This window comes from Halomonas sp. NO4 (genome assembly GCF_010994375.1).
Lineage (GTDB): Bacteria > Pseudomonadota > Gammaproteobacteria > Pseudomonadales > Halomonadaceae > Halomonas.
The window spans coordinates 1-13,773 of sequence record NZ_WHMA01000006.1 but is presented as its reverse complement, the minus strand read 5'-3'; the positions used below and the strand labels follow the sequence as shown (position 1 = coordinate 13,773).

At 62.9% G+C, this 13,773-nt stretch carries 7 protein-coding genes; 6 read left to right on the top strand and 1 reads right to left on the bottom strand.

The features are described 5' to 3' along the window. The first annotated feature begins 3 nt into the window (after positions 1–3). The 6 genes from FEF15_RS06625 to brxL all read left to right on the top strand — a co-directional run bounded on the left by FEF15_RS06625 (position 4) and on the right by brxL (position 12,027). Positions 4–3,231, top strand: coding sequence for a DNA methyltransferase (locus tag FEF15_RS06625; protein ID WP_205598487.1), 3,228 nt, complete (start codon positions 4–6; stop codon positions 3,229–3,231). A 33-nt stretch (positions 3,232–3,264) separates the two neighbouring features. Then, the gene (locus FEF15_RS06620) at positions 3,265–4,371 is read left to right on the top strand and encodes a hypothetical protein (RefSeq protein WP_163558373.1); all 1,107 of its coding nucleotides are present in this window, start codon (positions 3,265–3,267) and stop codon (positions 4,369–4,371) included. Positions 4,372–4,621: 250 nt separating this feature from the next. Beyond that, positions 4,622–5,680, top strand: coding sequence for a hypothetical protein (locus tag FEF15_RS06615; protein ID WP_163558372.1), 1,059 nt, complete (start codon positions 4,622–4,624; stop codon positions 5,678–5,680). A gap of 1 nt (position 5,681) precedes the next feature. After that, on the top strand, positions 5,682–7,550 hold the full coding sequence (locus tag FEF15_RS06610) for an Hsp70 family protein (RefSeq protein WP_163558371.1): 1,869 nt from the start codon (positions 5,682–5,684) through the stop codon (positions 7,548–7,550). A gap of 54 nt (positions 7,551–7,604) precedes the next feature. Continuing rightward, on the top strand, positions 7,605–9,938 hold the full coding sequence (pglZ, locus tag FEF15_RS06605; protein ID WP_163558370.1) for a BREX-1 system phosphatase PglZ type B: 2,334 nt from the start codon (positions 7,605–7,607) through the stop codon (positions 9,936–9,938). Between the two features lie 28 nt (positions 9,939–9,966). Then, a complete protein-coding gene (gene brxL, locus FEF15_RS06600) occupies positions 9,967–12,027 on the top strand; it encodes a BREX system Lon protease-like protein BrxL (protein WP_163558369.1) in 2,061 nt (686 codons plus the stop codon). Positions 12,028–12,035: 8 nt separating this feature from the next. Here brxL and FEF15_RS06595 read toward each other — a convergent pair whose 3' ends face one another. Next, complete coding sequence (locus tag FEF15_RS06595; protein ID WP_163558368.1) at positions 12,036–13,265, bottom strand: DUF4236 domain-containing protein; 1,230 nt, start codon at positions 13,263–13,265, stop codon at positions 12,036–12,038. Positions 13,266–13,773 lie beyond the last annotated feature (508 nt).

The following is a 13,773-nucleotide window of genomic DNA, read 5'->3' as shown; positions in this document are numbered from 1 at the left end:
CGCATGCTGTTCGCCCGCTTCCTGGCCGAGAATGAGCTGCTGATGTACGACGGCGTGGCCGTCACCCTGGAGGAGTGCGAAGAGCTGGCCGACGAACTGAACGAGGAGAAAGCCGAACAGGGCGAGCGCACCAGCGGCTGGGCCCTGTCTGCCCGGCTGGCCAGCACCATGCTGCCCCAGGTATTCCGTGTCGACAGCCCGGTGTTCGAGCTGACCCTGGCCGCAGAGTACCAGCGTGACCTGGAGGGCCTGCTGATTGACTTGCCCGCGGAGGTCTTCCACGCCAGCGACAGCCTGGGTTGGGTCTACCAGTTCTGGCAGAGCGACAACAAGGAGCGCATTAACCGCTCCGAGGTGAAGATCGGCGCCGATGAGCTACCCGCCGTCACCCAGCTCTTCACCGAGCCCTATATGGTCAGCTTCCTGCTGGATAACAGCCTGGGGGCCTGGTGGGCCACCCGCCGCCTGTCGGAAACCGACCTGGCCAGCGCCGAGAGCGAGCAGGAGCTGCGCGACAAGGCCAGCCTGCCCGGCGTGCCGCTGGAGTACCTGCGCTTCGTCAGGGACGAGGAAACCGGCCACTGGACCCCGGCCGCCGGCACCTTCGACGCCTGGCCGCAGTGCCTCGCCGAGCTCAAGACCCTGGACCCCTGCTGCGGCAGCGGCCACTTCCTTGTCGCCGCCCTGCTGATGCTGGTGCCCATGCGCATGAAGCTAGAAGGCTTGAACGCCCGCGACGCCGTGGACGCGGTACTGCGCGACAACTTGCACGGCCTGGAGATCGACCAGCGCTGCGTGGAGCTGGCCGCCTTCGCCCTGGCCCTTACCGCCTGGCGCTACCCCGGCACCGGTGGCTATCGCAAGCTGCCCGAGCTGCATTTGGCCTGCTCCGGGCTGCCCATCAGCGTGGCCAAGGAGGAGTGGAAGGCACTCGGGCTGGGCAAGAAGAACCTCACCATCGCCCTGGACTGGCTCTACGACAGCTTCAAGGACGCCCCCATCCTCGGCAGCCTGCTCGACCCCACCCGCACCAGCGCCGCCAAGATTGCCCAGTGGGAAGAGCTCTCCCAGGCGCTAAATCAGGCGCTTGCCCAGGAAGGCAGCGACGAGCAGCACGAAGCCGCCATTACTGCCCAGGGCCTGGCCAAGGCCGCGACCCTACTGGGGGATCGCTACCACTGGGTCATCACCAACGTGCCTTATCTCTCACGTGCTAAGCAGCATCCCAATCTTAAAGCATTCTGTGCCGACTATTATCCGGCGGCCAAGAATGATCTGGCCACGGTTTTCCTCGACCGCTGCCTGGAGCTATGCGTGGAGGGTGGCACCACCAGCAATGTGCTGCCGCAGAACTGGCTATTCCTGACCAGCTACAAGAAATTTCGTGAAAAGCTACTCCAGAACGACAATTGGCACCTAATTGCACGGCTGGGGCCAGGTGCCTTCGAGACCATTAGCGGCGAAGTGGTCAAGGCGATTTTGATCAATATTAGCCGTGCCAACTTCACAGGACAGTCTGTGGACCTCCTGAACTCAGATAGCCTGAGTAATCTTCTGCGGGGTGTAGATGTTTCAGAGGGACGGTCAGGATATGAGAAATCAGCCGGGCTACTAGCAAGTGAAATAAAGAGCCTAAAGCAGGAAAATCAGTTAAAAAATCCCGACAGCACAATAATACTCAACGAATCATCGGAATGCCGCCTATTAAGTGAAGAAGCAGATGGCTTAGCTGGAATACTGAATGGTGACTCCCCGCGCTTTCAAAGGCAGTTTTGGGAATTTCTATATAAGCCTGAATACTTTGTTTTTCAACAAGGGACTGTTGTTAGCACCACACACTTTGGCGGGCTTGAAAAGGTGATTGAATATGACGACATAAATGGTCACATGCGTTTGCCTGCAGAATTTAGAAGAGAAAGGCTTCACGATTCTGATCAGCGCGGCAACTCGGCCTGGGGAAAGTGGGGTGTGGCAATAAGCCAAATGAACTCACTGCCATCATCACTATATATCGGCAATAAGTTTGACTCAAATATCGGCGTCATACTTCCAAACAAACAGAAAATCATGGCAGCGCTTTGGTGTTATTGTTCCTCGGCCGATTACAGCATCAGCGTCCGTGAAATAGACCAAAAACTAAATGTAACCAACGCCACTCTCATTAAAGTTCCTTTCGACAGGGATTACTGGACAAAGATTGCAGAGAAAAAGTACCCCCACGGCCTTCCTGAACCCTACTCCGACGACCCGACACAGTGGATCTTCCACGGCCACCCCTGCGGTTCGGTGATCTGGGACGAGGAGGCCAAATGGACCGCCCATGGCTCGCTGCGCACCGACGACAGTGTGCTGCAGGTCGCCGTGGCCCGGTTACTGGGCTATCGCTGGCCGGCGGAGCGGGACCCGGAGATGGAGCTGGCCGAGGAACAGCGCGAGTGGGTCCAGCGCTGCGAGGCGCTGCTCGGCCATGCCGACCGCGATGGCGTCGTCTGCCTGCCCGCCGTGCGCGGCGAGCGCCGTGCCGTTGACCGCCTGGTGGCGCTGCTGGCCGATGCCTACGGCGACCAGTGGTCTGCCTCCATCCAGAGCAAGCTGCTGGAGAGCGTCGATCACGCCGGCAAGGATCTGGAAAGCTGGCTGCGTGACAAGTTCTTCGCCCAGCACTGCAAGCTGTTCCAGCACCGCCCCTTCATCTGGCACATCTGGGACGGCCTCACGGATGGCTTCTCGGCGCTAGTAAACTACCACAAGCTCGACTACAAGGCGCTGGAAACCCTCACCTACACCTACCTGGGCGACTGGATCACCCAGCAGAAGAAGCAGATCAACGACGGCATCGACGGCGCCGAAGCCCGCCTCGCCGCCGCCGAGGCGCTGCAAAAGAGCCTGGAGCTGATCCTCGAAGGCGAAGGCTATCCAGACCAGGGTTACGGCTACGATATCTTCGTGCGCTGGAAGACGCTGGAGGAGCAGCCCATCGGCTGGCACCCCGATCTCAACGACGGCGTGCGCCTCAATATCCGCCCCTTCCTGTCGGTCCCCGACGTCAGGAAGAAGGGCGCCGGGGTGCTCGTCCACAAGCCCAACATCCACTGGAAGAAGGACCGCGGCAAGGACGTGGAATCCGCCCCCTGGTACCACCTCGGCCCCCAACTGGGCGAAGCCAAGGGCGCCAGGATCAACGACTACCACCTCACGCTGGCGGCGAAGAAGGCGGCGAGAAAACCATAAGAAACAGTGCAGTTATGCGCAGGGAGGCGAACGATGGCCAAGATCACCGATGCAGTCGACCCCGGCAACGCCGGGGGCAGTGTGCTGATCCCGGAGATTCCAACGGAGCCCAATCGCCCCGTCAATTTCAGATGTAACAAGTGCGGGAAGGTCTTCACGGATCGCGAGGCAAGGCGGCAGCACGTCTTTGACCAGCACCCCTTCAAGCGCCCTCAGCTGCTCATAGGCAGCCGCATGGTCAAGGAGCGGGGCGAGGTGATTGCCAGCCCGTTCCCGCCGGCGGACTGGGTGATGCAGCAGGCAGAGCGGATCGTGATCGATCAGCAGGACGTATCCAGCCGTCAGGCATGCCGCCGACTCAGCCAGCTCACCTCGGGCTTTCACGAGGTCACCCTGACCAGCGCCGACTACTCGGTGACCTACCATATCGAATTCGATATCCCCACCGAGGCACAGCTGGCCAAGGTGGAGCGGGCCTTCAACACGCTGATCGTCAACCAACCGCTGGAAAGTGACCGTATCGCCCAGTTCATCACCGTGGCCAAGCAAGAGGATGGTGCCAGGTACTACCTGGAAGGCGTCAGCGACTTCCTCTACGGCGTGCTGGCCAAGGACCAGCGGGGCGGCACAAGCCTGGGCCATGATGACTATTCGGCCAAGTACCACGCCGCCCGCGAGGCACTTCGCTTCCTCAACCGCCCTCTGGCCAACCTGATCAAGGCACTGGTCAACTTCAACGATAACGCCTTCAACGAAGCAGAGGCCTTGGCACCCGGTGGTCAGGTCGCGATCGCCTGCCGGGTGCTGAACGGGCTGCGCTCCGGCAAGCACTGCCCGGCTCCCGAAACCAGGGTCGCTTCCGGCCACAATCTGCCAGTGGATACCCTGACCGCTGAGACCATGCGCTTCTGCAGCCTGCCGCTGGCAGAGCAGCAGGAGCAGCTGCCTCAGCTTGTGCACCTGGCCAGCAAGCGCCTGACCACCGACTATGACCGGGTAAAGATCCAGGCGCTGGCAATGAATACCTGCTGGGAAGCGGGCGATCAAGAACTGGCCGCCGGCTGGGCCAAGAAGCTTCGCCACAGCCCGATATTCGAGGCACTGGCCACCCGCATCATCGAGGACGTAGAGAATGAGTGACTCCCCGAAGGACGAGAAAAAGGCCGTAATGATCATCGACAAGGCGACCGGCTCCGTCTCCCGAGGCGAGTCTCGCGGCAAGCAGCCCGACAACGACGAGACCGAACGGGAGGCCGAACCCTCATCGCCGGCCGCAATGCAGCAGGCGTCAGCGACCAGCCGGGATAGGCGGCCCGGTGGGCACTATCGTGCAAGAGAAACCGACCAGGTTGCAATGCCAATGGCGTCGTCATCAGGCCAGGGAGGGGCCATGGAGAATGACAGCCCATCCAGCAAAGGGCCCAAGGGCAGCAAGGCCGTCACGCGGGTCTTCGATATCATCAAGCGATTCTATGCCTCCTCGGGCACAGCGAAGAAGATCACCGAGCCGGCCCTGAAGAAGCTGGAGGAACGCACGCTCTCGGCTGTCCAGCGCTCGGAGCTTCTCGACCTTGCCCAGCGCGAGGACGCCTCGCTTGCCCGCACCGTCAACCTGGCCTTCGCCGCCTTCGAGATCCACAGCAACCGTACCATCAAGGATCTGCTGCTGAAGTTCGCCATCGACGCTGGTCGCGAGGGGTTCGACCTGGCCATGGAGCGTGTCGATGACTGGCTCCCGCTTAGCGACGATGACCGCATACCCTCCAAGGAACTCTTCAGGCGCTACGCCAGCCGAGCGGAGCAGGCGGCGTCCAGCAAGGGGGTCCCGGCCCAGGAGAAGAAGGAGCGCTTGGCCAAGCTGCGCAACTTGCTGTTCCTGAGCCTGATCTGGCAGGCCAACCAGGGATGGGCCAGAGAAGACGAGATGCTGCGCTTCCTGAGAGCGGAGGGCGTTTTCACCACCAGCACCCACTACCCGACCCAGGCCACGGAGGCGCTATTGAAGGCGGCCTACACCCAGGCCACTGCCGACTTCTCCCCGCTGGGCTGGCTGTCGCGCCAGATCGAGAACACCAAGACCAGCCAGGCCAGCGAACTTGAGCGGCTGAGGCGAGACGTCAAGCGTCTCACCGCCGAGCGCGATCAGGCTCGCCAGGAGTACACTGCCCTGTGCCACGAGCACGACGCCCTGCTGGCCAGGGTCGAAGAGCTTGAGCAGGCGATTCATCGGGAGAAACAGAACGCCCAGACCACCAGCGTCCACCTGGAGGATGACAAGTACCGGTTGCGCTCCCAGGTAACCAAGGCGCTGAAGAGCGAGGTGCCCCGCCTGGAGGAGGCGCTGACAGCCCTGCAGCGCGATCCGCCCAAGCTGCATATCGTCTCGCACTATGTGGACGAGACGCTTGAGCATCTGAAGAAGATCCTGCGCGAGACAGAAGGAGAGTGACATGGTGGTCTTCGGCTTCGATTTCGGCACCACCAACAGCCTGATCAGCCAGGTCATCGGTGGACAGACGGTGGTATTCGACCAGGGGGAGGAGCCCTATCCCTCGGTGGTCTGCTACGAGGGCGATAGCGTCATCTGCGGCAGCGAGGCCAAGAAACGCCTGACGACCCACGAGATTGGCGTCATCGGCAACGTGGTGCGCTCACCCAAGATGCTGCTGGATCGGGAGCATGTGGACGTCGATGGCATCCCGCGGCGTCCCCGCGACATGGTCGCGGATGTCGTCAAGCATGTGGTGTCGAGCACCGAGGAAGACCCACGCTACAAGCATGACCGGAGTATCAGCCGGGCCGTCGTCACGATTCCCGTCGATATGGACGGCAGGCAGCGCCGCGAGCTTCGCGAAGCCTTCCACCAGGCCGGCCTGGTTATCGAGCAGTTCGTCCATGAGCCTATGGCAGCACTTTACGGCTACCTGCGCACCAAGGAAGACCCGGAAAACGAGATCCGCCACCTTGAAGGGCAATACCTGCTGGTATTCGACTGGGGCGGCGGCACTTTGGACCTGACACTGTGTCAGGTCCAGAATGGCATGCTCATACAGGTCCGCAACGACGGTACCTACGAGCTCGGTGGGGACAAGATGGATGACGCCATCCGTCATGAGGTCGAGAAACGCGCCGTCGAAGCGGCAGGGCTCAGCTCCGAGGAGACGGACGTCAACCCGGATGCCAGGCTGCGCCTGCTAATCCGGGCCGAGGAGGCAAAGATCAAGCTCTCCTCGCGGGAGCAGGAGCCCATCTACATCCCGGGATACTTCCGTAACGACGTGAAGGACCCGGATATAGACATCCTGCTGACCCGCAGCGAGCTGGAGGAGATCATCGGCCAGAAGGTTCGCCAGGGAGTGAAGCGTGCCAAGAACTTGATCGAATCTGCCGACCTGACCACCTCGGATATCTCTCTGTGCCTGGCAACGGGCGGCATCGTCAACATGCCAGCGGTCAAGTCGGGCCTGTATGAGATGTTCGGTGCCACCCGGGTCGAGATCTCCGAGCGCGGCTTCTCCATCATCTCGGAAGGGGCCGCATGGATCGCCCATGACCGCGCACGCTTACGCCTGGCCAAGAACATCGAGGTTCATGCGGCACGCAACCAGTACTACCCGGTAATTGGCGCTGGCTATGAGATGCCCACTTCCGGCGAGGTCAGCGAGTCGGAGATACTGACCCTCTACTGCACCGATCCGCGTGACGGAGTCGGCAAGATCAGCCTGTACTCCCCCACCCGCCACGGGCGCCAAGTACAGCCCAACGACTCTCGCCAGCCACTGGCGTGCCTGAACGTCAAGGTCGAGCCCTCGATGCAGCAACTGTTCGAGCGGATCATGCTCCATCTGGAGGTGGACGATAACCTGATCCTGCATGCCTCGGCGAAGTCTGCCATCAAAGGAGACAGCGACTACCGGCCCATTCACGAGCTGGAATTCGGCCTGGATATCATGCAGGGCATTACCGGCCATTCATTGAACGAGCCGCACAACCAGAAGGTTGAGGCCGAGAAATCTGAAAAAAAGCCTGAGGGTCGCAGCAGCCAGAGCGATCAGCCGGTAGGCAGTATCCTGCTGCGACCCAACGTGGCCAGGCATGAGGACATCACGTTGGTGCCCGGTGAGGCCCTGACCAGAAAGGAGATGGGCAGGCCTGGCGGACACTTCAGCCGGGTCGAAGAGCTGAGCCCGATACAGCGCGAAGAACGAGCCTGGTATGCGCCCTGCAGCTACTGCGGGAAACGCGCCGGTGATCCGAAGTGCCGCTGCCTTTCCGAGCAGAGCCGAAGCGGTCCTGGCAGTTTCCGAGTCAGGGACTGATTTCCGGTAAGCTACTGGGGTTAAAGCATTCGCAGCGAGGAGACACGCCATCCCATGGCTATCATGGAACAGCTCATCAGAGGCATCCGCAGCGCCGCCGCCTACAACCCGGACGTGCAGGCGGCGCCGGCCTGCATCTTGTGGCCAGACCGCGAGCGGCTATGGGAGCCGGTGATCGCACAGATCCAGGCAGAGCTGCCTGAGCTCTTGGTACTGGGCGACTATGCCCCAGAGCAGCTCCGCGGTCCGGCCATTTGGCTGCGCTGCGCCATTGCCGGCACGGTAGACGGTATCGACGTCGATTCAGAAACACCGCCGATCCTCTACCTGCCCGGCGTGGGTCGTCAGGATCTGCGCGCCGTCAGCGAGTGCCCCGAGGCCTTGAAGCCGCTCGCCGAGCTCCAGTACCGCGGGGTGCTCTGGTCCCAGGTCAACGCCAAGGACTGGACACCACGGGCGTTTCTCTCCTCCCAGCAAGGTGGGCTAGGGCTGGAGGTGGCCGGCGACGCCGCCACGCGCCAGGCGCTGCTGGCCGCCCTGCCCCGGCTGCTGAGGGAGTCACTCGCTGACCTGCAGGGCCGCCACCTGGACGCCGAGACCTTCAATACCCTGCTCACCGGCGGCGACCCGGTGCGCGACCTGCTGGACTGGCTCAACCAGCCCGAGGCGATGAGGGCCAGCTGGCCCCTCCACGAATGGCAGGCGTTCTGCCAGGTCTGCCACTCCCGCTATGGCCTTCACCCGGAGCGGCAGAGTGCGCTGGAAGCCGTGGAGCGGCTGACTCAGCGCCAGGGCAACTGGAAGACGGTATGGACGCGTTTCACCGAGGCCCCCCGCCGCTACCCGCAGCTGATCGAGCAGATTCGCCAGCTCACGCCGCCTACCCTGGATTTCTTCCCGGAACCCGAGCAAATGGAGATCTGGCCACAGCTCAACCGCCAAGAGGAAGAGCGGCTCTATCACGACCTGTGTGCGCTCGGCCAGTTGCCGGCTCACGAGGCGAGGGAACGGCTGGAAGCTCTGGAGGGCGAGCACGGCCAGCGCCGCGATTGGGTGTGGGCGGAGCTGGGCGAAAGCCCGCTGGCCATGGCACTGGCCCCCCTCGCCGAGCTGGGTCGGATGACTTGGCGCAGCCTGGCGGGTGGGCACGCCGAGGATATGCGCCAGGCGTACCTCAGCGAGGGCTGGAAGGCCGATGATGCCCTGCTCAGGGCACTGGACCAGGTCACCGGCCAGCGCGAGCAGGAGGCGATCTTCACCGCGGCACACACGGTGTATCTGCGCTGGGCCGATGAGGCCGCTCGCCATCTTCAGCGGGTGTGGCAGCCCGGCGTGGATGGACTGAAGCGTGGCGAGGCATCGCCCAATGCCCGCCCCGGTGAGTGCGTGCTGTTCGTGGATGGCCTGCGCTTGGACTGTGGCAAGCGCCTGACTCAGCGCCTTGTCGCCCAGGGCCTGGAAGTCGCCGAGCACAGCACCTGGGCGGCGCTGCCCAGCGTGACCGGCACCGGCAAGTACGCGGTGGCGCCGATCCTCGGCAGCGATGGCATCCACGAGGAGCCTGACGGCTACCAGTTCACGCCCATCACTCGCCACCTGTTCCAGAAGCTGCTGCGCGAGAATGGCTGGCAGGTGCTGGAGCGCCGCCAGGTAGAGCAGCTGCACAAGGAGACCCTGGATACCTCCAAGCCGGCCTGGTGCGAGTTCGGCGATATCGATCACGCCGGCCATGAGCGTGGCTGGAAGCTGGCTCAGCACGTCGATGACATGCTGGGGGAAGTCGCTGAGCGTATCCAGGCATTGCTGGCCCAGGGCTGGTCGCAGGTGCGTGTGGTCACCGATCACGGCTGGCTGCTGCTGCCGGGCGAGCTGCCCAAGACCGAGCTGCCGGCCAGCCTGGTGGAGACCAAGTGGGGGCGCTGTGCCGCGCTCAAGCCGGGAGCCCACACAGACGCGGCCCGCTTCCCCTGGTACTGGAACGAACAGGTACACTTCGCGCTGGCGGAGAGCATCCACTGCTTCAAGGCGGGCGAGACCTACACCCATGGTGGACTCAGCCTGCAGGAGTGCGTCACGCCGGAACTGGTGGTGACCGGCAGCGCCGGCCCCAAGCCCTCGGTGCTGATCGATGACCTGGTGTGGAAAGGGCTGCGCTGTACCCTTGTGGTGGAAGGCGACAGCGACGGACTGACGCTGGATGTTCGTAGCCATGCCGGTGACCCGTCCAGCAGCCTGGTGCTCTCGCCCAAGCCGTTCAAGACGGGTGGCAAGGCCTCGGTAGTCGTCGAGGATGACGACCTCGAAGGGGAAACCGCCTACGCCGTGGTGCTGGATGACAACGGCAAAGTCATTGCTCAGCGCTCCACCATTATTGGCGGCACTGCATAGCCCTTGATAACAGACACAGGGAGACGTCATGGAACTCGATGAACTGGATCGTAAGGCGGCTGAGCTGCTGGATGGCTATCTGGTGCGCAAGGATCTGGTGCGCACCTTCGCCCGGCAGTTTCCGGTTCCCACCTACGTGGTGGAGTTCCTGCTCGGCCGCTACTGTGCCAGCACCGATCCGGATGAGATCGAGGAGGGCCTAGAGGTGGTGCAGCGGCAACTCAAGTCTCGCACGATCAAGGCCGGCGAAGAGGAGCTGTTCAAGGCTCGCGCTCGCGAGAAGGGCGAGATCAAGATCATCGACCTGATCCAGGCCCGCCTGGATACCAAGAACGACACTTACATGGCCAGCCTGCCCAGCCTGCGCCTGACCGACGTGCGGATTCCCGACGAGCTGGTCAGTGAGCACGAGCGTATGCTGACCGGCGGTTTCTACGCCGAACTGACCCTGGAATACGACGCCAGCATCGCCCAGGAGCAGGGCGGGCGCCCCTTCGGCATCCGCGCCCTGCGCGAGATCCAGCTCTCCAAGCGCGACGTGCTCGACGAGCTGGCCCAAGCCCGCCAGCACCTCACTACCGAGGAGTGGAAGGCCTTCCTGTTGCGCTCCACCGGCATCGAGCCCGCGGGGCTCACCGAACGCCAGAAGGACGCCATGCTGCTGCGCATGGTGCCCTTCGTGGAGCGCAACTATAACGTCGTCGAGCTCGGTCCACGCGGCACCGGCAAGAGCCACCTCTTCCAGCAGGTCTCGCCCTATGCCCACCTGATCTCCGGCGGCAAGGCCACCGTGGCCAAGATGTTCGTCAATAACGCCAATGGCCAGCGCGGCCTGGTATGTCAGTACGACGTGGTCTGCTTCGACGAGGTGTCCGGTATCTCGTTCGATAACAAGGACGGCGTCAACATCATGAAGGGCTACATGGAGAGCGGTGAGTTCTCCCGCGGCAAGGAGAGCATCCGCGCCGACGGCTCCATCGTGCTGGTGGGCAACTTCGATGTGGATGTGGAGCACCAGCAGCGCATCGGCCACCTGTTCGGCCCGCTGCCGGAGGAGATGCGCCACGACACCGCCTTCATGGACCGTATCCACGCCTTCCTGCCCGGGTGGGACGTGCCCAAGGTTAGCAAGGAACTGCTCACCGACCACTTCGGCCTGGTCAGCGACTTCCTCTCGGAGTGCTGGAGCCAGTTGCGCAGCCAGAGCCGCGTCTCGCAGTGGCAAGGACGCGTCTTCTTCGGTGGCGCCCTGTCCGGGCGAGACACTAACGCCGTCAACAAGACCGCCAGCGGCCTGCTGAAGCTGCTCTACCCTGGTGATGACCTATCACCCAGCGACGAGGACCTGGAGTGGGCGATTCATATCGCCATGGAAGCACGCCGACGGGTCAAGGAGCAGCAGAAGCGCATCGGGGCCGCCGAGTTCCGCAACACCCACTTCAGCTACACCATGGGGGAGGATGGTGTGGAAAAGTTCGTTGCCACCCCGGAGCTGCAGAGCGACAACAGCATCGGCAACGACCCGCTGGAACCCGGTCAGGTGTGGAGCATCAGCCCCGGCGGTCAGGCCAGCAACGGCCAGGAGGAACATCCCGGCCTGTTCCGCATCGAGGTCAACGAGGGGCCCGGCACCGGGGTGAAGATCCTCAATAAGCCCGTACCCCCCGCCTTCCGCGAGAGCATCGGCTACGCCGAGCAGAACCTCTACACCCGCGCCATGCAGCTGGTCGGTGACAAGGATCCGCGTCAGCATGAGTTCACCATTCAGCTGCGCGCCTTCGATGCCGCCAAAGCCGGCAGCAAGTTGGGCGTGGCGGCGCTGATCGCCATGAGCTCGGCGCTGCTCAAGCGCAGTGTCCGTGGCGGGCTGATCGTGGTCGGTGAGATCAACCTCGGCGGCTCCATCGAGCCGATCCACAACCCGGTGACTCTGGTAGAAATCGCCGTGGAGAAGGGCGCCACGGCCATCCTGATGCCCGTCACCTGCCGCAAGCTGCTATTCGACCTCTCGGACGAGATGGCCACTAAGGTGGACATCCAGTTCTACCTGGATGCCCGGGATGCGCTGCTGAAGTCGCTGGGTGAGTAGCACAGCACCTACACCAGCTTGAACGGCTCGATATCGCGGAAGATGCCGGTCTTGGTCATGTCGCGGCGTAGGGTGAAGGCCTCCATCGCGGCCACGGGGTCGACCTGCTCCAGCTGGTCGAAGTGGATTCTGTCCCATTGTTTGCGGGCGACCTTCACGCTGAACAGGTACTGATCGCGCTCGCCTCCGGTGGCGGGGTCGGTAATCTGGCGATAGCCGGAGATCCGCGCTTCCTGCACGGCGGGCAGGCGAGCGAAGACCGCGCCCAGCACGCGGAAGGCGATACCGTGGACGTGGTCACGGTAGAGTTCACTCTGTCTGGTGTCACTCAGCTTGCGCGAGGTGAGCTTTACCTGCTTGGCGGGCATGGTCCAGTACCGGTCCGGCATCTCGTCCACACCAGGGAGGTCGATATCCACGGCAATGGTACTCACGTCGCTGCCGAGGTCGAAGTCGATGGCCGTTTCACGGGGCCAGTCGATCTCCTCCAGCCGCTCACGCAGGGTCTGCTCCATGGCATCGGGATCATGCCGCACGCCATCGCTCTCGCGTTGGTGGCGAGCAAACTCCGCCGCATCATGCTCGGCCTTGCACCACTCCCAGGCGCGGTAGGCCTCGTCGAACGCTGCCTGGCGACGGCGATTCTCCTCCTCCAGGCGGCGCTTGGCCGGTGGCCACAGCAGGTGCCACCAGGCCGGCTGTTGAGGCTGGGGCGGCTGTGGCGGGGGCTCCTCGAAATCACGAGTGGTGTAGCCGTTCATATCCGGATGGGGCGTTTCCTCGTGCAGCCGACCCAGTCGATAGAGATCCTCGTTCAGGCGTTGGCAGTGGCGCTCCAGTTGCTCGCGCAGCGACTGCCTGGCATGACGCCGGAGCACCCGCACCTCGCCTTCGCTCATGGGCGTGCCGTCGCCATGGAAGTAGCGGATGCCGCCCTGAGGGCCGACCTCGAGCTGCACGGGCAACGTCTTGCCTTGTGTCAACAGTGCATCCAGGGTGGCAGCGGGACTGGAGCGCCCGGCGCCACCGCTAGATCCAGACACGCGGCGGTTCCGGGTTTTGAGCTTCTGCCGATAGGCCAAGCCTGTGCCGGGAATACCGGCATGGCCGTGCACGCCACTCGGCCCCACGCTGAGGCTGGCCCCTCGTGGGCCCACCGAGAGCCCCAAGCCTCGTTTGCTCAGATTGAGCCGGATGCCCGGAGCAAGGGTAATGCGACGCTGGAAGCGAAAGCCCACGACGGCGACCTCCTTGTCGGTAGATACAGACAGTGCTTCATTCTGCACTGCGGTGAAACCTTGCTGAAGGCGGGACACCTAAAGCGGCGTAAGAAACAGCAGATTCAGTAGGTCAGCAGCAGCTCTTTCTGCAGCGGTGGAGTTTTCTTTCTGCACGGCAGCCGTGTGCAAAAGCGGCAGTGACACGGTCGAGCAGCACCGGTGCCCCCGGAAGCGACCCTTTACCCTTTCACCTTTGGGGTTTGCAACTCATCGCGCATTTCGGGGCAAGCCCCTTCCCCTTGAGCTCCCCTTCCCTTCCACCTTTCCACCCTTTGGCCCTTCCACCTTTCCACCCTTTGGCCCTTTCACCTTTCCACCCTTTGGCCCTTTCACCCTTTGCTGGCCCCGCTCAGCCGATAGGGCCTGAACATGGAAGGGAACCGCAGATACCGGTAGCAGGACAAAGTTGTTAATGGCCAAGTAAATTGACCCAGTACCGGCCAACGCTTTTGACCCACCCCCGAGG